The organism is Phenylobacterium sp. (genome assembly GCF_036677185.1).
In the GTDB taxonomy this organism is placed as follows: Bacteria; Pseudomonadota; Alphaproteobacteria; order Caulobacterales; family Caulobacteraceae; genus Phenylobacterium.
Genome location: NZ_JAKFEN010000018.1, coordinates 47,254 through 69,637, shown reverse-complemented (window position 1 = coordinate 69,637; position 22,384 = coordinate 47,254). Strand labels below are relative to the sequence as shown.

Here is a 22,384-nt window from a genome sequence, read left to right as displayed (position 1 = left end):
TACGGCGAATTAACCCGCCACCGCGTTGCCCCGCGGGCAGCCTCGACCATAGCTTGCGCCCCAAACTCCTTTGGGAACCCTTCTCCTATGCACAGCCGTCGTGAACTGCTTTCGGGCGCCGCCGCCCTCGGACTGGCCGCCGCCGCGCCAAAGCTCGCCCTCGCCGCCGCCCCCACGGGCGAGGCGGCCAAGATGTACGCCTTCTTCGATAAGGCCATGGCCGAGACCTTCCGTCGCCAGCCGGAGGTTCCGACCTTTCTGGGCATCGACAAGGGCGTCCTGGCCTGGACCAAGTCGGAGCTCTCGGACTTCTCCATGACGGCCCTGGCCGAGAACAAGGCCAACAACGCCGAGCAGCTCAAGGCCCTGCGCGCCATCGACCGCGGCCAGCTCACCGGCATGGACGCGGTCAATTACGACACCGTCGAGTTCACCCTGGCGACCTCGGACGAGGGCAATCGCCAGTTCAACTACGGCGGCCAGGGCGCCGGCGCGCCCTATGTCCTGTCCCAGCTGACCGGTTCCTATCAGCAGATGCCGGACTTCCTCGACAACCAGCACGTCATCGAGACCAAGTCCGACGCCGACGCCTACATGTCGCGGATGGAGGCCTTCGGCCGGCTGCTCGACCAGGAGGCCGAGGTGGCGCGCCACGACGCCGGCCTGGGCGTGTTCGCCCCGGACTTCGCGCTCGACAAGGCCCTGACCCAGCTGAACGCCTTCCTGGCCAACGCCCCGGCCGACGCGCCCGTGGTCAAGAGCCTGGTCCGCCGCACGGGCGAGAAGAAGATCGAGGGCGACTGGGCCGCCCAGGCCGAGGGCCTCTATGCCGAGAAGGTCCGCCCGGCCCTGGCCCGCCAGGCCGCGCTTTTGACCGACCAGCGCGCCAAGGCCGTGCACGACGCCGGCTGCTGGCGCCTGCCGGAGGGCGAGGCCTATTACGCCGTCTCGCTCAAGCAATACACGACCTCCAACATCACCCCGGACGAGGTGCACAAGACCGGCCTGGAGCTGGTGAAGAGCCTAAGCGCCGAGGCCGATGTCCTGATGAAGAAGGCCGGCTATTCGAAGGGAACGGTCGGCGAGCGCTATCGCGTCATGGGAACCGATCCCAAGCAGCTCTATCCCAACACCGACGCCGGCAAGGCCGAGCTGCTGGAAAAGCTGAACGAGCAGATGAGGATCGTCACCAAGAAGCTCCCCGCCTGGTTCGGTCAGCTTCCCAAGGCGCCGCTGGAAATCCGCCGCGTGCCCACGGCGATCGAGGCCGGCGCGCCGGGCGGTTACTACAATTCCCCGTCCCTGGATGGCTCGCGCCCCGGCATCTATTGGATCAACCTGCGCGACACCGCCGAAGTCCCGGCCTGGACCCTGCCGACCCTGACCTATCACGAGGGAAGCCCGGGCCATCACCTGCAGCTCGCGCTCAACAACGAAGCCGGCGACCTGCCGCTGATCCGCAAGGTGATCGGCTTCTCGGGCTATAGCGAGGGCTGGGCGCTCTATGCCGAGCAACTGGCGGTCGAGATGGGCATGTACGACAACGACGTGCTGGGCCACATCGGCATGCTGCACGACGCCATCTTCCGCGCCGTGCGCCTGGTGGTCGACTCGGGCATGCACTCCAAGCGCTGGAGCCGTGAGCAGGCGCTGAAGTTCTATCAGGACAGCATAGGCGACCACGAGGCCGCGGCCATCACCGAGATCGAGCGCTACGCCGTCTGGCCGGGCCAGGCTTCCAGCTACATGGTCGGCAAGATGACCTGGCTGAAGGCCCGCGAGCGCGCCAAGAAGGCGCTCGGCCGCAAGTTCGACATCCGCAAGTTCCACGACGCGGGCCTGCTGGCCGGCGGCACGCCGCTGACCGTGCTGGACCGGGTGATCGACAACTACGTGGCCGCGACCAAGAAGGGCTGACGCCCTCGCCCGCCGCATGTTTCGCCTGAAGCGGGACATGCGGCGCGGCGCCGCTTGCCGAGCGGCGATTCCCATCCCACCTTCGATATATGAGTGATCGCCCTTCGGGCGCGGCGCCGCCGAGAGTGGTGGCGGTGCTGGGGCCGACCAATACCGGTAAGACCCACCTGGCCGTCGAACGGATGCTGGGTCACGCCTCGGGCATGATCGGCCTGCCCCTGCGCCTGTTGGCGCGCGAGATCTATGACCGGGTGGTCAAGCTGCGTGGGCCACGCGCCGTGGCCCTGATCACCGGCGAGGAGAAGATCGTCCCGCCGCGGGCCCAGTATTTCGTCTGCACCGTCGAAGCCATGCCGCTGTCGCGCGAGGTCGAGTTCCTGGCGGTGGACGAGATCCAGCTCTGCGCCGATCCCGAGCGCGGCCACGTCTTCACCCATCGCCTGCTGCATGCGCGGGGCCGGTCCGAGACCATGCTGATGGGCGCGGCCACCATGGCGCCCCTGGTGCGGCGCCTGCTGCCGAACGCCGAGATCGTCACCCGCGAGCGGTTCTCCGCCCTGACCTATGCCGGGTCGAAGAAGCTGACCCGCCTGCCCCGGCGGTCCGCCATCGTCGCCTTCTCCGCCGACCAGGTCTACGCCATCGCCGAGCTGATCCGCCGCCAGCGCGGCGGGGCCGCCGTGGTCATGGGCTCGCTCAGTCCTCGGACCCGCAACGCCCAGGTCGCCCTCTACCAGTCGGGCGAGGTCGACTTCCTGGTGGCCACCGACGCCATCGGCATGGGCCTGAACATGGATGTCGACCACGTGGCCTTCGCGGGCCTGCGCAAGTTCGACGGCCGTCGGACCCGCTACCTGCATCCCCAGGAGATCGGCCAGATCGCCGGCCGCGCCGGCCGCTACCTGAAGGACGGCACGTTCGGCGTCACCGGCGAATGCGAGGACATGGACGCCGACCTTGTCGAGGCGGTGCAGGAGCACCGGTTCGAAGCCACGGTGGCCGCCGAATGGCGCAACGCCCGGCTGGATTTCGCCACCCTGCCCCGGCTGCTGGACTCGCTGGCCCGGCCGCCGGAGCGCGAGGGCCTGAAGCTCGCCGCCGAGGCCCTGGACGAGAAGACCCTGCGCATCCTGGCCGGCGAGCCCGAAGTGGTCGAGCGCTGCGCCCGCGACCGCCAGGCGCTCGCCCGGCTATGGGACGTCTGCCAGACGCCGGACTTCCGCAAGACCTCGGGCGAGGAGCATGTGCGGTTGGTGCGCGAGTTCTTCGGCTGGCTGACCACGCGCGACCGCAAGATCCCGCAGGACTGGATCGCCGCCCAGCACCATCACCTGGACCGCACCGACGGCGAGATCGACACCCTGGCCGCGCGGCTGGCCAGCGTGCGGACGCTGGCCTATGTCGCCAACCGCCCCGACTGGCTGGCCGACGCCGGCCACTGGCAGGACCGCATGCGGCGCCTGGAGGACCGCCTCTCCGACACCTTGCACGAGAAGCTGATGGCCCGGTTCGTCGACCGGCGGACCAGCGCCCTGATGCGGGCGCTGAACGTGCGCGGTGAGATGCTGGCCGGGGTCAGCGCCGACGGCGAGGTGGTGGTCGAGGGCCAGTATGTGGGCCGCCTGACCGGGGTCGCGTTCGAACCGGCCCAGGGGTCCTCGGTGCTGGAGGAGAAGGCCCTGCGGGCCGCCGCCGTCGCCGCCGTGGGCCCCGAGATCGCCAAGCGGCTAGGCAAGCTGGCCGCCGAACCCGATGAGGCCTTCGCGGTCACCCCCGACGGCGTGGTGCTGTGGCGCGGCGAAGCCGCCGGGGCGATCTCCGGCGGGACGCGGTTCGCGCCGCGGGTGCGGCTCTATGGCGAGCTTGGTCCGGCCGCGGCCCGTGAGCGCGCCGCCCGGCGGCTGGAAGCCTTCCTGGCCTCCGAGGCCGGGCGCAGGTTGGCGCCCCTGCATCGCCTGGAGACCGCGGTGGAGACCGGCATGGTCAAGGGCCTGGCCCGCGGCCTCGCCTATCGGCTGATCGAGGCCGGCGGGATCCTGGACCGCGCCGTGGTGCGCGCCGAGGCCAAGGGCCTCTCCCAGGTCGAGCGCCGGGCCCTGAAGGGCCTGGGGGTGAAGCTCGGCGCCTTCAGCCTCTATCTGCCGGCGCTGCTGAACCCGCCGTCGCGGGCCTTCGCCCAGGCCCTGGCCCGCTCCGACTGGCGGCCGTCCATGGACAAGGTCGGCGCCCTGCCCGATCCGCCGCCACCGGCCCCCACCCTGGCCGCCTTCGGCCTGCGCGCCGTGGGCGGCCACGCGGTTCCCGTCGAGGCCCTGGAGCAACTCGACGCCCTGCTACGCGCCGCCCCGCGCCAGGGCCAGGGCTCGCTGCTGACCGACCAGGCCCATGAGTCCCTGGGCTGGAGCGCGGTGGAGATGGCGGCGATCCTGCGGGGGCTGAACTTCGCCCCCACCGCCAAGGTCCAGCCGGGCGAGCCCGTCGCCTGGCGCCGCCGCGGCGACAAGCCCGCCGCCAAGACTGACGCCCCGACCGGCTCGCCGTTCGCGGCCCTGGCGGCGCTCAAGGACCGGCCGGTCCCCGCCCGGCGTCCGCGCCGCCGGCGCAAGGCCAAGGCCGTGCGCGCATGAGCGAAGGCTGCCGCGCCGATGTCTGGCTCTGGCGGGCCCGGTTCTTCAAGACCCGGTCGCTGGCCGCCAAGTTCGTCGACGAGGGCAAGGTGCGGCTCACCCGCGCCGGCGCCGAGAGCCGCATCGACAAATGCGCGCGGCCGGTGAGGGTCGGAGACCAGCTGGTTTTCGCCGTTGGCGGCAAGCTGACCGCGGTGGCCGTCGAGGCCCTGGGCGAACGCCGGGGCCCGCCCGCCGAGGCGCGCACGCTCTATTCGGCGCTGCCCAGCGGCTAGACTCCAACGCCGACGGATGGTCTCGTTCGGGAAAAGGGAGGCCAGCATGTCCGAGACCTTGATCCGAGATACCTCGCACGCCTCGGCGGGCGAGCTGGTCGAGGCCCTGGTCCGGCGCGACGTCAGCGCCCTGGAGCTGTTCGACGCCGCCGTCGAACGCATCGAGGATCGCGACGGACCTATCAACGCCGTGGTGGTCCATGATTTCGACCGGGCGCGCGAGGCGGCCCTGGCCGCCGACGTGGCCCTGGCGCGGGGCGAACGCCGCCCGCTGCTGGGCCTGCCCATGACGGTCAAGGAATCACACAATGTCGCCGGCCTGCCGACCACCTGGGGCTTCGAGGAGGCCAAGAGCTTCAAAGCCAATGTCGATTCCGTCGGCGTCCAGCGCCTGAAGACCGCGGGCGCGGTCATCCTGGGCAAGACCAATATCCCGGTGAGCCTGTCGGACTGGCAGAGCGTCAATCCCGTCTATGGGCGCACCAGCAATCCCTGGGACCTGACCCGCACGCCTGGCGGCTCCTCCGGCGGCGCAGCGGCGGCCCTGGCCTCCGGCATGGTCCCGCTCGAGTTCGGCTCCGATATCGGCGGCTCGATCCGGGTCCCAGCCGCGTTCTGCGGCGTCTATGGGCACAAGCCCAGCTACAACCTGGTGCCCCAGCGCGGCCACGCCCCGCCGGGCTTCGACGGCGGCGACACGCCCATCGCGGTGCTGGGCCCCCTGGCCACCACGGCCGAGGACCTACAGCTGGCCCTGGACGTCCTGGCCGGCCCGGTGGGCGACGAGGCCACCGGCTACCTGCTCGACCTGCCGGTTCCGCGTCACGCGGAGCTGGCCGACTACCGCGTCCTGATCCTCGACAGCCATCCGCTGGCCGCCCTGGACCGGGAGGTGAAGCACGCCCTGACGGAGCTCGCCAACCACCTGGACCGCCAGGGCGCGAAGGTGACGCGACGGAGCGACCTGCTGCCGGACCTCGCCAGGTCGCACGAGGTCTATATGGGCATCCTCGGCGCCACCATGTCGCGCGGCGGGCCGCCGCGACCAGACGTCATCTCCGCCCACGCCTGGATGGATCTGCTGGACGCCCAGACCTTCGTCCGCCGCCAGTGGGCCGAGCTCTTCAAGACCTTCGATGTGGTGTTGGCCCCGGTGTTCGGCACGAGCGCCTTCCCGCACGTCGAGGAGGCCGACCCCGCCAAGCGGACCCTGACCATCAACGGCAAGCCCACACCCTATTTCGACCAGCTCGCCTGGGCCGGCATGGCGACCCTGGGCCACCTGCCGGCCACCGCGGCGCCCATCGGCCGCGCCGCCTCGGGCCTGCCGATCGGGGTGCAGATCATCGGCCCCTATCTGGAGGACCGCACGACCATCGATTTCGCGCGGCTGCTGGAACGCGAGTTCGGCCGGCCGCCGCGGGCCGGAGACGCCTGAACCCATGAAATCGATTCTCGCCGCCGCCTTCGCCGCCCTCGTCTCGACGACCGCCGCGGCGGAGCCGCCGATTGAGCCCCGCGCCGTGGCCGGCCTCGCCCAGCCCGCGGAGATCCGCATCGACAGGTGGGGCGTCAGCCACATCTATGCCGGCAGCGTCCGCGACGCCTTCTTCCTGCAGGGCTACAACGTCGCCCGCGACCGGCTTTGGCAGGTGGACCTGTGGCGCAAGCGCGGCCTGGGGCTGCTGGCCAGGGATTTCGGACCCTCATTCGTGGCCCAGGACCGGGCCGCGCGGCTCCTGCTCTATCGCGGCGACATGGCGCCGGAGTGGGCGGCCTATGGTCCCGGCGCGAAGGACAATACGGAGGCCTTCACGGCCGGGCTCAACGCCTATGTGGGGGAGATCCGGGCGGGCAAGCGACCCCTGCCCATGGAGTTCGCCATCGCCGGTTCCGCCCCCGACCTCTGGAAGCCGGAGGACGTGGTCCGCATCCGCAGCCATGGCCTGACCCGCAACGTCCCCAACGAGGTGGCCCGGGCCCGCATCGCCTGCGCCGCCGGCCTGGAGGCGGCTCGGCTCTACAAGCACCTCGAGCCAAAATGGGAGACCAAGGTCCCCGAGGGCCTCGATCCCTGCGATATCCCCGCCGACGTGCTGGACGAATACCAACTCGGGACCAGCGGCGTGAAGTTTTCGGGGGCAGCGGCCAAGACCGCCATGCTTGAGATCCCGCCCGAGGCGGTCGGCTCCAACAACTGGACGATCTCCGGCGACCGCACCGCCACCGGCCGGGCGATCCTGGCCAATGATCCACACCGCGAGCATGGCGCGCCGTCGCTGCGCTACATCGTGCATCTGGAGGCGCCGGGCTTTTCGGTGATCGGCGCGGGGGAGCCTGCCCTGCCGGGCGTCTCCATCGGCCACAACGGGACCATCGCCTTCGGCCTGACCATCTTCCCGGCCGACCAGGAGGACCTCTATGTCTACGAGACCCGTGGCGACACCTATCGCTATGGGAACGGGTGGGAGCCGATGCGGTCCGTGGTCGAGGAGATCGCGGTCAAGGGCGAGGCCCTGCCGCGCAAGGTCACGCTGAAGTTCACCCGCCATGGCCCCGTGCTGAAGGAGGACGCCGCCAAGGGCCGCGCCTTCGCCCTGCGCAGCGTCTGGAGCGAAACCGGGACCTCGGCCTATTTCGGCTCCATGGGCTATATGACCGCCAAGACCTGGGATGGGTTCAAGGGCTCGTTGGCCAACTGGGGGGCGCCCTCGGAGAACCAGGTCTATGCCGACACCCGGGGCGAGATCGGCTGGGTGGCGGCGGGCAAGGTTCCGCAGCGGCCGGGCTGGGACGGCCTGCTGCCGGTCCCCGGCGACGGGCGCTACGAGTGGAAGGGCTTCCTCTCGATCGACGAGTTGCCCAGCGCGCACAATCCGCCAGCCGGCTGGTTCGCCTCGGCCAACCAGATGAACCTGCCTGACGGCTATCCCTATGCCGAGCGCAAGGTCGGGTTCGAATGGACCAACGGTGCGCGCATGGCGCGGATCACCGAGGTGCTGGCCGCCAAGCCCAAGCTCACCTTGGCCGACGCCATGGCCCTGCAGACCGATCCCTACGATATCACCTCGCGGCGGATGCTGGCGGTGCTCGCGCCGTTGACGTCCGATGACCCGAGGCTGACCGCCGCCCTTGCCCTGCTGCGCGGCTGGGACCATCGAACCACCGCCGATAGCGCCGGCGCCGCGCTCTACGAGGTCTGGATCGGAAAGCACCTGGGCAAGGCGGTGGTGGCCCGCGCGACGCCGCAGGCCGCCCGCGCCATCATGGGAAACGGCGACATCGCCGCGGTGATGGATCTGTTGGAGCACCCCGACGCCAGCCTGGACGCCGCCGCCCGCGACTCCGCCTTGCGTGAAAGCCTGATCGCGGCCCATGACGAGGTGGCCGGCAAGCTGGGTCCCGATCCGAAAACCTGGGCCTGGGGCCGGCTGCACCATGCCCGCTTCGAGCACGCCCTGGCGCCGCTCGCCTCCGCCGCCCAGCGCGAGGCCCTGACAGCGGGACCCGCCCCCATGGCCGGGACCAGCCTGTCACCCCTGGCCGCCGCCTGGCGGCCCGCCGACTATCGGGTGATCTCCGGCGCCTCGTTCCGGATGGTTCTCGACGTGGGCGCCTGGGACAACAGCATGGCGATCAACACGCCCGGCCAGTCCGGCGATCCGGAGAGCCCGCATTTCGACGATCTCTTCCCGCTGTGGGTCACGGGCCAGTACGTGCCGTTGAGCTATTCCCGCCCGGCGGTGGAAGCCGCGACGGAGCGGGTTCTGCGCCTCACCCCGGCAAACTGAGCGGCCGCTATCGGGCCTTGCAGATATCCTGTGGGCGCTCGCCATTGACAATGTCGGGCCGGAGCCGGAAAAACCGCGGCCCGAGAGAGCGGCCGGAGCTTCAATTTCCGCGATGACCTACATCGTCACCGACGCCTGTATCAAATGTAAGTTCATGGACTGCGTCGAGGTCTGTCCGGTGGACTGCTTCTACGAGGGCGAGAACTTCCTGGCGATCAATCCGGACGAATGCATCGACTGCGGCGTCTGCGAACCCGAGTGCCCGGTGGACGCCATCAAGCCCGACACCGAGGACGAGCCGGACTCCAAATGGCTGCGGATCAACACCGACTACGCCAAGGTCTGGCCGAACATCACGGTCAAGGGAACACCTCCCGCGGACGCGGAGGCTTTCGAGCGCGAAACCGGTAAGTTCGAGAAGTATTTCAGCGAAAAGCCCGGCCGCGGCTCCTGATCTCGCCTGATCCGGCCCGGAATCAGGGCGCCAAGCCTTTCAATCGGCTGAATTTTATGCTATCGTCACAGATGACGTGGCGAGAGCGCTTACGCGCGCTGCGTCGTTTCTGCAGAAGAGCCGTCCCGGCCGACGTACGCCTTGCATAGGCGAAGGGTGTCTTAGAGGTCTAATCCGTTTCCACAGGGGTAAGGCGCCGCGCGGTTTTCGCGGAGGGTGTCCTTTGTCCTGTGGCGCAATGGTTAAGATCTCTTAACGGGTTCGGCCAAGTCGAAAGGACTTGAGCGAATGAGCAAGAGCGGTCTGGAATTCTCCATCGGCGATCATGTCGTCTATCCGGCCCATGGCGTGGGTCAGGTGCAGGGGATCGAAACCCAGGAAGTCGCCGGCTATTCGCTCGAAGTCTACGTCATCACTTTCGATCATGAGAAGATGACGCTGCGGGTTCCCACCGCCAAGGCCCGCACCGCCGGCCTGCGCTCGCTGGCCGAGGGCAATGTGGTCAACCAGGCGCTCACCACCCTCAAGGGCCGCGCCCGCGTGAAGCGCACCATGTGGTCGCGCCGCGCCCAGGAATACGAAGCCAAGATCAATTCCGGCGACCTGATCTCCATCGCCGAGGTGGTCCGCGACCTGCACCGCGCCGAGAACCAGCCGGAACAGTCCTATTCGGAACGCCAGCTCTATGAATCGGCCCTGGACCGCATGGCCCGGGAAGTCGCGGCCATCGAGCGCATCGACCGCGACGCGGCCATCGGCATCCTGAACAAGAGCCTGATCAAGGCCGTCGCCGCCTAAGACGCGCGGACCTCCATCGAATTTCGGACGCCCGGCGCTCGCGCCGGGCGTTTTCGTTCAAGCTTGAACGAGATGATCCTCGAGCCGGATCGGCAGGCGCCGGATCCGCACGCCGGTGGCATGGAAGACGGCGTTGGCGATGGCCCCGGCGGTCCCCACCGTGCCCAGCATGCCGATGCCCTTGATCCCACCCGCCAGGTGCGGATCGTCCTCGTGGATCATGTGGATGTCGAAGGCCGGCATGTCGGCCTGCACCGGGATCAGGTAGTCGGCGAGATTGTCACCCAGCACCCGACCGGAGGCCCGGTGGTCCACGGTGCGCTCGTGCAGAGCCATGCCGATCCCGCCGATCAGCCCGCCCACATACTGGCTGCGAGCCAGCAGCGGGTTGAGGATGCGGCCGGCGGCATAGGCGGCGGTCAGGCGCTTCAGCCGCACCTCGCCCAGCTCCGGATCGACGGCCACCTCGGCGAACACCGCCCCAAAGCCGAAGGCGCTGACGGGGCGGTCGGGGTCGGGCGTCGTCTGGGCGAAGGCCTCCAGGCCGCCCGGCGCGGCGCGGCGGGCCAGGGCGGCCAGCGACTCCGAGCGGTTACCGGTCAGGCTGCGCACATGGCCGTCCTGGAGGGCGAGCTCGGCCGGCGCCTCGCCCAGCAGGCTGGACGCCGGGTCGGTGGACGCCAGGGTGATCAACCGGGTGCGCAGGTCGCGAGCCGCGGCCTCCACGGCAGGCGTGAAGCTGGCCGTGGCGATGGAGCCGCCGGAATAGGGGCCCTCGGGCAGCAGGGTGTCGCCGATCTCCACCCGCACCCGGGCGAGCGGCACGTCCAGGATCGCCGCGGCGAGTTGGCCCAGCACCGTGATCGTGCCGGTGCCCATGTCCTGGGTGCCGCAGCGGACGGTGACCCCACCCTCGGCGTCGAGCGTCACGCTGGCCGCCGAGGCCATGCTGTAGACCGGGTAGCAGACCGCGGTCATGCCCCAGCCGAGCGCACAGCGGCCATCGCGCATCGCGCCCGGAGCCAGCGGCCGGCCCGCCCAGCCGAAGGCCTCGGCGCCGACCCGGTAGCACTCCCGCAGGCCGTTGCTGGACCAGGGCAGGCCCGCGTTCTGGTCCCGCTCGGCGAAGTTCCGCAGCCGCAGCTCCAGCGGATCGAGGCTGAGTTCATGAGCGAGCTCGTCCATGGCCGATTCCAGGGCGAAGCTACCCGGCCCCTCCCCCGGCGCGCGCATGGGATTGGGCTGCGGCGCGTTCAGCCGCACCAGCCGGTGCGTGGTCGCCACATTGGGGCAGGCGTACATCATCCGCGCCGTGGTCGCGACGGCGTCGGCGTACTCAGCATAGGTCGAGGTCGGCGCCACGGTGTCGAGGGCGATGGCGGTCAGGCGACCGTCGCCATCGGCCCCCAGGCGCAGATGCTGGCGGGTCTCCTGCCGGCGTCCCACCAGGGTGAACATCTGGGCCCGCGTGAGCTCCAGCCGAACCGGCGCGCCGACATGCCGCGCGAGCTGGACCCCCAGGATTATGCCGGGATACCAGGCCCCGCCCTTGGCGCCGAAACCGCCGCCGAGATATTCGCAGACCACCCGCACCTTCTCGACCTCGAGGCCGAAGGCGCCGGCGATGGCCGCGCGGTGGGCGAAAACCGCCTGGGTGGTCGTGTAGACGGTGAGCAAATCCGATCCCCAGTCGGCGATCACCGACTGAGGTTCCATCGGATGATGGTTGTTGGCCGCCGTCTCGTAGCGCAGGTCGAGGCTCACCGGGGCACGGGCCAGGGCGGCCTCGGGATCGCCGCGCAGGCTGTCGGTCGGCGTGCGGCCAGCGGTCCTGGGGGCGTAACTGTCCGGAAGGGCCAGGTCGAAGTCGGTGGCGGCGGGTTCAGCCTCATAGGCGACTTCCACGAGCGCGGCGGCGCGCCGCGCTGCGATCAGACTGCGCGCGATCACCACCGCCACCGGCTCTCCCGCGAAGCGCACGACGGGCTCTTGCAGGTGAAGGACGGCGGCGGCGCGGGCCAGGGGCTCGGCGTTCTCATGGGTCATGATGGCGACGAAGCCGGGGAGCCTCTCGGCCCGGGAGGCGTCGATGGACGTCACCCGGCCGCGCGCGATGGGCGCGGTCACCAGGGCCGCATGCAGCAGGCCCGGAATCTGGGTCTCAGCCGAATAGCGGGCCTGGCCGGTGACCTTCAGACGGGCCTCGAGGCGCGGCGCGGATTGAGAGGGGTTCATGCCTGGTCTCCGGCCTGGACGAGCGCCCGGAACACCGTGCGCTTCAGAAGTTCGATCTTGAATCCGTTGTGGGTGAGGGGCTGGGCTCCGTCCGCCGCCAGCGCCGCCGCGTTGCGATAGGCCGCCTCCCCCACCTCGGCGCCGGTCAGGGCCGCCTCGCTGGCGCTTAGGCGCCAGGGGATGGTCCCGACGCCACCGGCCGCAATCCTGGCCCGAACGATCCGGCCATTGGTCACCTCAAGGGCGACGGCGACCGACACCACCGCGAATTCGAAGGACGCCCGGTCGCGGACCTTGAGGTAGAGGGATCGGCCGGGAGCGTCAGGCACGTCGACCACGGCGATCATCTCGCCCTGTTCCAGGACGGTCTCCCGCGTGGGGCTCTCGCCGGCCGGCAGATAGAGCGCCTCCAGCGGCAGCACCCGCTCGCCCGCCAGGCTCCGCAGGCGGACCTGGGCGTCCAGGGCCACCAGAGCGACGGCGAGGTCCGAGGCGTGGGTCGCCACGCAGGAAGGGCCGCCACCGAAAATGGCGTGCAGCCGGTTCTCCCCGGCGACCGCGGCGCAGCCGGAACCCGGCTCCAGCTTCTCGCAAGGCGTGATCCCGCTGCGGAAATAGGCGCACCGGGTCCGCTGCAACAGGGCGCCGCCCACGGTGGCCATGTTGCGGACCTGGCCCGAGGCGCTGGCCTCGATAGCCTGAGCGACGGCGGGATGGCGGCGGCGAACCTCGAGATGGTCGGCGATATCGGCCAGCCGCGCCGTGGCTCCGAGCATCAGGCCGCCGTCGCCGGCGGTCACCTCCGCCAGGGGCAGGCGGCCGATGTCGATCATCCGACCGGGCGCGGCGACGCCGGCCTTCCAGAGCGGCATCAGGTCCGTGCCGCCGGCGATGAAGGCGCCGCCGTCCCGGGCGGCGGCGGCGAGGGCCTCGCCCTCGGTCTGCGCACGCAGATAGTCGAAGGCCCTCATGCCCGGAGCCCCGCGACCTCGGCGACAGCCGCCAGGATGTTGGGATGGGCCCCGCAGCGGCAGAGATTGCCGCTCATCTGCTCGGCGACCTCGGCCAGGTCGGTCGCCCGGCCTTCGGCGAGCAAGCCCACCGCCGACAGTATCTGGCCGGGCGTGCAGTAGCCACATTGCAGAGCGTCATGGGCGATGAAGGCCTGCTGCATCGGATGCAGAGCCTCGCCGGTCGCCAGGCCTTCGATGGTGACGATGTCGCGGCCCTCCTGCATCGCCGCCAGGGTGAGGCAGGCGTTGATGCGCCGCCCGTCGACCAGGACGGTGCAGGCGCCACAGGCACCCATGTCACAGCCCTTCTTGGTTCCGGTCAGTCCAAGCCCGTCGCGCAGGACGTCCAACAGGGTGGCGCAGGGCTCGGCCGCCAGGCTGCGGCGCGCGCCGTTGACGCGCAGGGTCAGGGCCCGTGGTTCGGGGGATGGGTCGGTCATGCAATGTGTCTCCGGCCCGGACGCGCTCCGCCACGCTCCGATGGGGGCGCGGATCCGCCGGTCCGGCGGCGAGCTCGAAGATGTCTGGGCGAGACAGATCCTAGGCTCCGTGGATATAATTCGTCCAATCGATTGATTGTATATTTGAAGTTCACGCCATGAATTTAGCCGCTCTCGACCTCAACCTGCTGGTCGCCCTCGACGCCCTGCTCAGCCAGGCCAGCGTCAGCCGCGCCGCCAAGCGGATCGGCCTGTCGCAGCCAGCCACCAGCCACGCCCTGCGCCGCCTGCGCGAGATGATGGACGATCCGCTTCTGGTCCGGGTCGGAGCCGGCATGGAGCTCACCCCCCGCGCCCACGCGCTGCGCGCGCCGCTCGCCGAAACCCTGGCCCATGTGCGCGGGCTGTTCGTGGCCGAGGACTTCGAGCCAGCGACCAGCCAGCGGCGGTTCTCGCTGATGATGCCGGACCATGTGTTCGACCTGATCTTGCCGCCGCTGGTGGCCGGGGTGGCGGCCCAGGCGCCGGGCGTGCGCCTCGACGTGCGCCCCTGGCGCGGCCCCGGCCAGATGACCCCGGACCTCGCCCGCAACATCGATCTGGTCATCGCCTGCGCCGACGACGACTTTCCTGGCTTCCATCGCCGCACCCTGTTCCGCGACACCGACACCATCGCCGCACGCAAGGGCCATCCAGCCCTGCCGCGACTTGGCGAACTTCAGACCTTCCTGGCCACCGGACACGTGGCGGTGGTGGGCTACGGTCAACGGGTCGATCCCATCGACACCTGGCTGGAGGAGCACAGGGTCGCGCGGCGCATCGCGCTCACCGCGCCCTCCTACCTGCAGGCCCTGCACATGGTCTCGCTTTCCGACTTGATCGCGGTCGTGCCGCGCCGTCAGATCGTCATGCTGGCGCAGGCGCTGGGCCTGGAGATCCTCGCCCCGCCGATCGATCCGGGAAGCTTCGAGGAATACATGTTCCACCCCCTCACCGCCCAGACCGACCCCGCCTCGATCTGGCTGCGGACCATGGTCGCCGAGGTAGCCGCCGGCCTGGCGGGCAATCCGTGAGCGAGGTCGCCGCCGCGCCGATCGGCTATCTCGACCTGCTGGCGCGCGGGCGGCTCCCGGCGGACCTGCGCATCGCCTATGGCGCCGATCCCCTGCAGTTCGGCGAGCTGTGGCTGCCCCAGGGCGGGGGGCCGCATCCGGTGGTCGTACTGATCCACGGCGGCTGCTGGCGCGCCGACCTGCCGGGGCTGGAACTGATGGACTACGCCGCGGCCGACCTACGCGCCGCCGGCAAGGCGGTCTGGAACATCGAGTACCGCCGGATCGGACACGCCGGCGGCGGCTATCCCGGCACGTTCCTGGACGTGGCGGACGGCGTCGACCACCTCCGGGCCCTCGCCGGGCCGCACCATCTCGACCTCGATCGGGTGGTGGTCTCCGGCCACTCGGCGGGCGGCCATCTGGCGATCTGGGCGCTTGGCCGGCTGCTCCTGGCCAGGACCAGCCCGCTCCACGGCGCCAAACCCCTGAAGCTGCGCGGCGCCGTGGCCCTGGCCGGGATCATCGACCTGGAGGCCTATCATGCCGACGGACCCGACGCCTGCGGAGGCCCCGGCACGATCGACGCCCTGGTCGACGCTCCAGGCCGCCTTGGCGATGTCTATGCTGACACCTCCCCGCCCCGCCTGCTGCCGCTCGGGGCGCACCAGGTGATCGTCTCCGGCGACCTGGACCCCATCGTGCCCAGCCGCTTCGGCCAGGCCTATGGCGCTGCGGCGACCAAGGCCGGCGACCCGGCCACGGTGATCGACCTGCCGGCCTCGGGACATTTCGAGCTGATCGATCCCACGGCGGCGGCCTGGACGCGCATCCGCGCCGAGCTCGACGCGTTGCTGGACTGACTCAGACCCGGACGAAGATCGGGCCCCACAGAACCTGGTAACGGCGCGCGTCCAGCCGCCGCTGCGGCCGCAATTGATAGACGCCCGGCGCCAGGACCGGCGCGGCGCCCTCGGCCATTTGCGGGACCGTCGTGGTGTCGACCGGGTTGCTGACCGCGAAGCCGTCGATATGGGGACTGGCTTGCGAGACCGCCCCGGCCAGGTCGGCCACGCGACCCAGGCGGAAGGGCACCGGCGCGCCCAGCTCCCCGTCCGGCCGCGAATAGAGCCCCACGGCGTAGGTGCGGTCGCCGCGCACCGCCACCCCGATCCCGACCCGGGCGTGGGTCGGCCGCAGCAGGTTGCCCCAGTGGGGCGGGCTCTTGCGCCAGACCGCCATCAGCTCGGCCGCCGTGGTCGGCGTGCCGGCGCGGCGGTAGGCGATGTTCTCGCTGGCCGAGCCGATCATCCGGCGCGCCAGGATGCTGACCCGGTGGCTGGGATCGAAGCCTTCCGGGCTCACATGCTCGACATAGGCGCGGGCGGCCAGGTCGCCCGCATGGGCGCGGGCGGCCAGGGCCAGCTCATCGCTCCAGGCGCAGGCCGGCGCCCCGCGCTCGGCGCGGACGGCGTTGGTCAGGCGCAGGATCTCGCGCTCGGCGATGGGATCGAAGGCGCCGGCGTCAGCAAGGCGGGCGCGCAGGCGGGCCTCATAGTCCAGCCAGGACTGGCCGGGGATCGCCGCGAAGGCGGGTGTCGCCGCCAGGCCGGCCAAGCCCGTGAGCAGGGTTCGGCGCGCCACGAGGACGCCCCCTGCCGATGGCGAGTAGATTGGCGCTCGACGCCCCACTGAAAACACTCCGCCGGTTACCTGGGCCTCAGGCGGCGGCGCCGAAGGCCCTGATCACGGGGATCAGCTTACCGGGGTCGACTGGCTTAAGAATTAACGGCGCCTCGTCAAAGCCTTCGCTGGGCAGGACGCCGTAGCCGGTGGCGAAGACGAAGGGCACGCCCCGCGCCCGCAGGGCCTGGGCCAGGGGAAAGACCGTCTCGCCGCCGCCCAGGTTCACGTCGAGCACGGCGCCGTCGGGCAACCGCACCTGGGCGGCGAGCCAGGCCAGGGCCGGCGACAGGGAGCCGAAGGAGGCGGCGATCTCGCAGCCGAGGTCGGTCAGCAGGTCCTCCATCATCAGGGCCACCAGCGGCTCGTCCTCCACCAGGATCACCCGAGGATGACTCATGCGCGCGACATCCGGTCCGACAGCGGTGCGCGCAGCCGGAAGACGACCCCCTGCGGATCGAAATCGATCACCGCGGCGCCGTTGAGGTCGCGGGCGATCCCCTGTTCGATCAGCCGTGACCCGAAGCCGCGCTGGGGCTCGGCGGTCACCGGCGGTCCTCCGCGTTCGGTCCAGGTGAGCACGAGCGTCGGCCGGCCATCGTCCGCCTCGACCACCCAGGCCACCTCCAGCCGTCCGGTGTCGCGGCTCAGCGCTCCATACTTGGCGGCGTTCACGGCCAGTTCGTGGAAGGCCATGTGCATGGCCACCGAGGTCTCGGGGGCCAGCCTTATGGGCGGCCCGCCGGCCTTGATCCGCTCGCCGTCCACACCGCCGAAGGCCGCCAAGGTCTGGGCCAGGACATCGCCCAGGGGCGCGCGGCCCCATTCCTCCCGGGTAAGCAGTTCATGGGCCTTGGAGAGCGCGCCCAGCCGGCCGTTGAAGGCTTCGGCGAAATGGCGCGGCGATTGCGCGTGGCGCAGGGTCTGGTCGGCGATCGACTGAACGGCCGCGAGCGTGTTCTTGCAGCGGTGGTCCAGCTCACGCAGCAGGAATTTCCGCCGCTCCAGGGTCTCCGACAGCGAGGCGTACATCACCGCGCTGTCCAGGGCGGTGGCGGTGGCCCGCGCCATGATCTGCAGTTTGGCGATCTCGTCCTCGGTGGGCTGGCGTTCGCTCGCCCAATAGGCGCCGATGGCCGCGACGGGGTCACGGGGACGAACAGGGGTCATGACCAGGCTTTTGACGAAGGTCGGCCGGTAGGCGTCATGGGGGATGCGCGGATCCTGGTAGATGTCGCGGATGACCACGGTCTGGGCGTTGAGCATGCACCAGCCGGAGATGCATTCGGACATGTCGAAGCGCCGCCCCTTCCACAACGGGCCGATGGCGTCCTCGTCCAGGTAGAAGCACTTGCCTTCGTCGCGCAGCACGAAGGCCACACCATCGGCGCCGGAGATGCGGCGGGCCGCGGAGCGGATCACGGCGGCCACTTGGTCGATGGTCCTCGCCGAGGACAGGTCCTCGATCGTCTCGACCAGGGTCAGCAGCGGGTCGGGTGTCGCATCGCCGCGTTCCCGAAGAGCCGCCGCCCGCACCATGACCGACCCTCCTAACTTACGCGTGGGTTGAGTCGAAGCTTGCTCAGTGTAATCCCACAACGCAAGTCAATCTGCAGTTGATCGACTTTCCCAATGGTTGACGTGTGACGCTAGTCGGCCGTCGCGGCGGCCACGGGCGGCGGAACGGGGGTGGCGCTCGGCCCCCGCGTGAGTTCCCTGGCCAGGGTCTCGCGGTCCAGGTCCCCCTCCCAGCGGGCGATCACCAGGGTGGCGATCCCGTTGCCGACGAGGTTGGTCAGCGCCCGGCACTCGCTCATGAACCGGTCCACCCCGACCAACAGGGCCAGGGCGGCGATGGGAATGTCGGGCACCACAGCCAGGGTGGCGGCCAGGGTGATGAAGCCCGCCCCGGTGACGCCGCTGGCGCCCTTGGAGGTCAGCATGGCCACGCCCAGAAGGCTCAGTTCCTGGGTCAGCGACAGGTCGATATTGGTCGCCTGGGCCAGGAACAGGGTAGCCAGCGTCATGTAGATGTTGGTGCCGTCCAGATTGAACGAATAGCCGGTGGGGATGACCAGGCCGACCGTGGTCTTGCCCGCGCCCAGCCGCTGCATCTTGTCGATCATCTGCGGCAGGACCGATTCAGACGACGAGGTGCCGAGCACGATCAGCAGCTCCTCGCGGATATAGGCCAGGAACTTCAGGATCGAGAACCCGCTGGCCAGCGCCACCAGGCCCAGGATCACCAGCACGAACAGCAGGGAGGTGCCGTAGAAGGTCGCCACCAGCGCGCCCAGCTTCACCAACGCCGCCAGGCCGTACTTGCCGATGGTGAAGCCCATGGCCCCGAAGGCGCCGATGGGGGCCAGCCGCACCACCACCTGGATGAGCGAGAAGAACACCTTGGAGACATCCTCCAGGACGCCCGCCACCTTGTCGCCGAACGCCCCCAGCCGCGAACAGGCGAACCCGGTCAGGACGGCGATCACCAGCACCTGCAGCAGGTTCCCGCTGGCGAAGGCCGCGAAGAAGGCGTCGGGGATCAGGGAGAGCACGTAGTCCGGGAGGCTCTGACCGTGGGCCGCCTTCTCGACATAGCCGGCGGCCACCGACGGATCGAGGGTCGCGGGATCGATATTGAAGCCCGCGCCGGGCTTGACCAGGTTGCCCACCACCAGCCCCAGGACCAGGGCGAAACTCGAGACCACCTCGAAATAGATCAGGGTCTTGGCGCCCAGCCGGCCGAAGGCCTTCATGTCGCCCATCCGGGCGATGCCCGAGACGATGGTGCAGAAGATCACCGGCGCCACGGCCATCTTGATCAGCTTGATGAAGCCGTCGCCCAGCGGCTTGAGCGCCACCCCCACGTCGGGCCAAAGGGCTCCGACCGCCACGCCAAGCGCGATGCCGACCAGCACCTGGACATAGAGCAGCCGGAAATACCGCAAGATCGCCATGGGTCCCCCATCCGCCGCCGACCCGGCCGCGCGGAGCGGAAGATAGGCCGATCGCCCGCGGATTGGCGAGGCTCGCCCTGCGGCAATACGCGCACGCCAACTTAAGGGGGCCTAAACCGTTCCCGTGTAGTCAAGCTTCGTGACCCACGCCCTCGACTATCATGAACGCAGAGCCCACCCGCGCGTCGCCGCCAACTTTCGCGCGCGCGCCTTCTATGGGACGAACAACGGCCTGTGGGCCGACTGCCACATCGTCGATGTGAGCCAGGGCGGGGCGCGCCTGAAGATCGCCCAGATCTATCCTCTACCCGGCCGCTTCATGCTGCTGCAGCTCGATGGCGGGATCGTCTATGAGGCCCGGCTGCGCTGGCGCCGCGGCGACCTGAGCGGCGTGGCCTTCGACGGCCGCCATGACGTCGCCACCTCCACCCTCGAAAGCCTGGCGCAGATTCGCCAGACCTGGGACGCGTTGCAGTCGGCCAAATAGCCGAAGAGCCCGGGTCAGGCCGAGGCCAGCGCCGCCCAGATGGCGCGCAGGGCGCGGAACTCCTCGTCGACCGGCCCGCGCAGATCGTGGCGGCCTTCGAAGCGCACGCCCAGCATCTCGCCGCGCCGCCAGGTCAGGCGCGCGTCGAAGGCGACCGCGTCGCTGACATGCAGCAGGGCGAAGCTCGGCGGCAGCGCCTGGTCAGCGGGGACGCGGAGCATGGCGCCGCGGATGGTCAGGTTCCGGATGCCGCAATCGACCGACATGACGTGGCGGGGGCCATAGCAGATCCGGCCGCGCAGGAGGGTCCGCTGCCTGACCAGCGATCGTCGCTCGGTGCGGACGATGGGATCGGTCATGGCGCCAGCCTAACCGCGAATGTTTTCCGCCGTGTAAAGGACTGCGGTCGCGCGGGCGTCTATCCGCCCTTGGTGGCTCTCTCGCTCAGGAACCAAACCGCTAGGGCGCTGGCCCCGCCGGACATCAGCGCGATCACGAGCGCAATCACCCATCCCGGCACCACTGGCTTATTGCCCTGCACTGTGTAGCTCCCAACCGTTCGACGGACCTCTATCCATCGCCTAGGTCGTGCCGACGCGCAATCCGCAGTTTCATCCCACCCGAGTGGCCCGGCTTGGCGCCGGACGGCGAACGTGGCATCGGTCTGCTAGATCGTCGCGACGCCGCGAAATTCGCCAGTTCTCGTCTCGATCGGCAAGGCCCGGTAGCTCAGCCGGATAGAGCAGCGCTTTCCTAAAGCGAAGGTCGGGGGTTCGAGTCCCTTCCGGGCCGCCATCGAAATCTGTCGGGCGATCAAGTCGGGCCTCTTGCCACTTGTAGAGTAGGCCTGAGACGAAAGCGGCGCCCGGCGCTGGGCGACATCACCCCGGCCAGAACGGAACCTGGCGCGGCTTAATCCCGTCTACCAATTCGAAGGCGGCCAGGCTCGTGGCCATCTGGGGCTGGTCGGTCTTGCGTTGGGTTTGAGGGGCTTGGACAGCGTAGAGCGGCCGACTCTCTTGTCGGGCGAGTCTACCTTGACTCGCTACCATTGGTCGCGAAAGGTCGGGCCTCTTCGGGAGATTTCAGGATGATCAAGCTTCTTGCATCGAGCTTGGCTGCGGCAGCGCTTCTGTGTGCCGGCGCTGCTGACGCCACCGTGATGATCGCCACCATATCGGGTGACTACAATGATGACCCCGACTGGAACGGCTGGTCCATGGAGCTTCGATACAACACAAGCGGGCTGGAGTTCCAGCAAAACGGCCTGACGCGGACCTACAGCTGGGACGCCTCGTCAGGACGTCCGTCGCCAATTCAGTACGCGCGGGGCAGGTTCACCGGGCAAGAGCCTTGCCCGTTGCCAGATAGCTGGGACGGTTGCTTTTATTACGACGAAAACGACGAACTCGTGGAAATTTACCGTCCTCCTGTGGAGGTGGTTTTCGATCTCACAGAATTTTATTCGTTCTCAATAGAACAAGCCACGGACGCGTACAGCGAATACTTCTACTACATATTCAATTTTGAAGGCCCTGACGTTCGAATTAGGGGCCTCGGAGAGATCGATCGGGGCGCGCTCCCATCCATCACTAGACCCGTCGAAATCGTCCGCTATGGCGAATATGGCGACGCGCTAATCCGAGGCATCAGCCCCGGCGGTCCCCACACGGAGTACCTATCCGTCACGCTCAGCCCGGGCGGCATCCCGGAGCCCGCAACCTGGGCGATGATGATTGTCGGCTTCGGCATGGTCGGGGCGACCGTTCGCCGGCGGTCACCGCGCCAAGTCCAAGCCGCCTCGTAGGCCGTCGCTCATCGCGGCTGTCCTGATTTCAGATTCTCAGGGTTGTGGGCGACTTTAGATGGGGCGGGCATGGCGATGCGACGCCGGTCGAAGGTGTCCGGGGTGCGAGCAATGCGAAAGGGCCCAGCCTCTCCGCACGGAAACGTAGTGGCGGATGCCGATCAGTCCGGACCTTGGGGAATGGCCTGCAGGCGCGCCGCGCGCGGATCGCTGGCGGCGGGGGCCCCGTTTGGGCTGATCGACGGGCTCTTCGTGACCAGGTCAGGCGCACTTGGAGTGACTGGGTTCGGATCGCTTCGAGCCGCACCCGGGATGGCGCGAAGATTGCCAAGGCTGTCGTAGAGCAGCGCCGCGCCGCCTTCCGACAGGGTGGGTCCGGCAGCCGCCTCCAGCGTTCCAGGCGTCGGGCCAACGGCAAGGTTAGGCGGCGTGACAGCCGACGTTCCCGTGGACTTGGCCGCGCAGCCCAGCACGCTCAAACAGGTCTGAGCCGATGCGGCGCTCCCGGTCGAGGTGACAGCTAGGACGAGGATGAGGGCGGCTAACCGCGTCATGGCGCGAACTCCTGGCGATGCGACGATCTCGCGCCTTATGCCGTCTGGGCGTGACGACTTTGGGGCAGGTCGACCACGACCTCCCTGGCCGAGCATCCCGCCTCGGCCGCGCCCTTCGCCCATCCTGGCATCGCAACGCGGAAGGCCCACCTCCGAAACCGGGAGCGGGCCTCGAGGTCGCGAGCGTCGATCCGCGACCAGTCGCGGGCCGAAAACGGGGTCATTCGGCGACGAATTCCAGGGGGCGCGACCCCGATTATGAAGTATTAGGACGGACTCAACCTTAACTCGAGT

The 22,384-nt window shown here is 69.5% G+C and carries 20 protein-coding genes and 1 tRNA gene; 12 read left to right on the top strand and 9 right to left on the bottom strand.

The features are described from left to right. Positions 1 to 87: 87 nt before the first annotated feature. The 7 genes from V6M51_RS08835 (at position 88) to V6M51_RS08805 (ending at position 9,862) form a co-directional block, all read left to right on the top strand. Entirely contained in the window at positions 88 to 1,917 is a 1,830-nt protein-coding gene (locus V6M51_RS08835; protein ID WP_332766413.1) for a DUF885 domain-containing protein, read from the top strand. A gap of 89 nt (positions 1,918 to 2,006) precedes the next feature. Beyond that, positions 2,007 to 4,544: a helicase-related protein gene (locus V6M51_RS08830; RefSeq protein ID WP_332766411.1), complete on the top strand. Its 2,538-nt coding sequence runs from the start codon at positions 2,007 to 2,009 to the stop codon at positions 4,542 to 4,544. Further along, a complete protein-coding gene (locus V6M51_RS08825) occupies positions 4,541 to 4,819 on the top strand; it encodes an RNA-binding S4 domain-containing protein (RefSeq protein WP_332766409.1) in 279 nt (92 codons plus the stop codon). Before V6M51_RS08830 ends, V6M51_RS08825 begins: the two co-directional genes overlap by 4 nt. 46 nt (positions 4,820 to 4,865) lie before the next feature. Further along, the gene (locus V6M51_RS08820; protein ID WP_332766407.1) at positions 4,866 to 6,257 is read left to right on the top strand and encodes an amidase family protein; all 1,392 of its coding nucleotides are present in this window, start codon (positions 4,866 to 4,868) and stop codon (positions 6,255 to 6,257) included. Positions 6,258 to 6,261: 4 nt separating this feature from the next. Next, on the top strand, positions 6,262 to 8,610 hold the full coding sequence (locus V6M51_RS08815) for a penicillin acylase family protein (RefSeq protein ID WP_332766405.1): 2,349 nt from the start codon (positions 6,262 to 6,264) through the stop codon (positions 8,608 to 8,610). A 112-nt stretch (positions 8,611 to 8,722) separates the two neighbouring features. Further along, a complete protein-coding gene (gene fdxA, locus V6M51_RS08810; protein ID WP_305676471.1) occupies positions 8,723 to 9,064 on the top strand; it encodes a ferredoxin FdxA in 342 nt (113 codons plus the stop codon). 288 nt (positions 9,065 to 9,352) lie between these two features. Beyond that, positions 9,353 to 9,862 carry a CarD family transcriptional regulator gene (locus V6M51_RS08805; protein ID WP_254836100.1) on the top strand — a complete coding sequence of 170 codons (510 nt, stop codon included), beginning with the start codon at positions 9,353 to 9,355 and terminating at the stop codon, positions 9,860 to 9,862. Positions 9,863 to 9,919: 57 nt separating this feature from the next. Here V6M51_RS08805 and V6M51_RS08800 read toward each other — a convergent pair whose 3' ends face one another. From V6M51_RS08800 to V6M51_RS08790, 3 genes are read right to left on the bottom strand one after another with little or no spacing between them, the layout of a single operon-like run. Further along, positions 9,920 to 12,097 (bottom strand): xanthine dehydrogenase family protein molybdopterin-binding subunit, encoded by a 2,178-nt coding sequence (locus V6M51_RS08800; RefSeq protein WP_332766402.1) that lies wholly within the window; start codon positions 12,095 to 12,097, stop codon positions 9,920 to 9,922. After that, positions 12,094 to 13,068 (bottom strand): FAD binding domain-containing protein, encoded by a 975-nt coding sequence (locus V6M51_RS08795; RefSeq protein WP_332766400.1) that lies wholly within the window; start codon positions 13,066 to 13,068, stop codon positions 12,094 to 12,096. Before V6M51_RS08795 ends, V6M51_RS08800 begins: the two co-directional genes overlap by 4 nt. Next, positions 13,065 to 13,550, bottom strand: coding sequence for a (2Fe-2S)-binding protein (locus V6M51_RS08790; RefSeq protein WP_332766398.1), 486 nt, complete (start codon positions 13,548 to 13,550; stop codon positions 13,065 to 13,067). The genes V6M51_RS08795 and V6M51_RS08790 overlap by 4 nt, the downstream gene beginning before the upstream one ends. 158 nt (positions 13,551 to 13,708) lie before the next feature. Here V6M51_RS08790 and V6M51_RS08785 point away from each other — a divergent pair, with 158 nt between their 5' ends. Then, positions 13,709 to 14,623, top strand: coding sequence for a LysR family transcriptional regulator (locus tag V6M51_RS08785; RefSeq protein WP_332766396.1), 915 nt, complete (start codon positions 13,709 to 13,711; stop codon positions 14,621 to 14,623). Next, positions 14,620 to 15,465 carry an alpha/beta hydrolase family protein gene (locus tag V6M51_RS08780; protein ID WP_332766394.1) on the top strand — a complete coding sequence of 282 codons (846 nt, stop codon included), beginning with the start codon at positions 14,620 to 14,622 and terminating at the stop codon, positions 15,463 to 15,465. Before V6M51_RS08785 ends, V6M51_RS08780 begins: the two co-directional genes overlap by 4 nt. Position 15,466: 1 nt before the next feature. On the opposite strand, the gene V6M51_RS08775 is transcribed toward V6M51_RS08780, so the two are convergent. The 4 genes from V6M51_RS08775 to V6M51_RS08760 all read right to left on the bottom strand — a co-directional run bounded on the left by V6M51_RS08775 (position 15,467) and on the right by V6M51_RS08760 (position 19,242). Further along, on the bottom strand, positions 15,467 to 16,246 hold the full coding sequence (locus V6M51_RS08775; protein ID WP_332766392.1) for a CAP domain-containing protein: 780 nt from the start codon (positions 16,244 to 16,246) through the stop codon (positions 15,467 to 15,469). 76 nt (positions 16,247 to 16,322) lie between these two features. After that, positions 16,323 to 16,685, bottom strand: a complete 363-nt coding sequence (locus tag V6M51_RS08770; protein ID WP_332766390.1) for a response regulator — start codon at positions 16,683 to 16,685, stop codon at positions 16,323 to 16,325. Next, the gene (locus V6M51_RS08765; RefSeq protein ID WP_332766388.1) at positions 16,682 to 17,824 is read right to left on the bottom strand and encodes a sensor histidine kinase; all 1,143 of its coding nucleotides are present in this window, start codon (positions 17,822 to 17,824) and stop codon (positions 16,682 to 16,684) included. Before V6M51_RS08765 ends, V6M51_RS08770 begins: the two co-directional genes overlap by 4 nt. 110 nt (positions 17,825 to 17,934) lie before the next feature. Then, positions 17,935 to 19,242, bottom strand: a complete 1,308-nt coding sequence (locus V6M51_RS08760; RefSeq protein ID WP_332766387.1) for a dicarboxylate/amino acid:cation symporter — start codon at positions 19,240 to 19,242, stop codon at positions 17,935 to 17,937. 139 nt (positions 19,243 to 19,381) lie between these two features. On the opposite strand from V6M51_RS08760, the gene V6M51_RS08755 reads away from it, so the two are divergent. Next, on the top strand, positions 19,382 to 19,729 hold the full coding sequence (locus V6M51_RS08755; protein ID WP_332766386.1) for a PilZ domain-containing protein: 348 nt from the start codon (positions 19,382 to 19,384) through the stop codon (positions 19,727 to 19,729). Positions 19,730 to 19,743: 14 nt separating this feature from the next. Here V6M51_RS08755 and V6M51_RS08750 read toward each other — a convergent pair whose 3' ends face one another. Then, complete coding sequence (locus V6M51_RS08750) at positions 19,744 to 20,088, bottom strand: PilZ domain-containing protein (protein ID WP_332766385.1); 345 nt, start codon at positions 20,086 to 20,088, stop codon at positions 19,744 to 19,746. A 359-nt stretch (positions 20,089 to 20,447) separates the two neighbouring features. Between V6M51_RS08750 and V6M51_RS08745 the strand changes: the two genes are divergently transcribed. Both V6M51_RS08745 and V6M51_RS08740 read left to right on the top strand, forming a co-directional pair. Further along, positions 20,448 to 20,524: transfer RNA gene (locus V6M51_RS08745), tRNA-Arg, on the top strand. Between the two features lie 295 nt (positions 20,525 to 20,819). Next, positions 20,820 to 21,536 carry a PEPxxWA-CTERM sorting domain-containing protein gene (locus V6M51_RS08740; protein WP_332766384.1) on the top strand — a complete coding sequence of 239 codons (717 nt, stop codon included), beginning with the start codon at positions 20,820 to 20,822 and terminating at the stop codon, positions 21,534 to 21,536. A 161-nt stretch (positions 21,537 to 21,697) separates the two neighbouring features. Here V6M51_RS08740 and V6M51_RS08735 read toward each other — a convergent pair whose 3' ends face one another. Then, a complete protein-coding gene (locus tag V6M51_RS08735) occupies positions 21,698 to 22,090 on the bottom strand; it encodes a hypothetical protein (protein WP_332766383.1) in 393 nt (130 codons plus the stop codon). Positions 22,091 to 22,384: the final 294 nt, after the last annotated feature.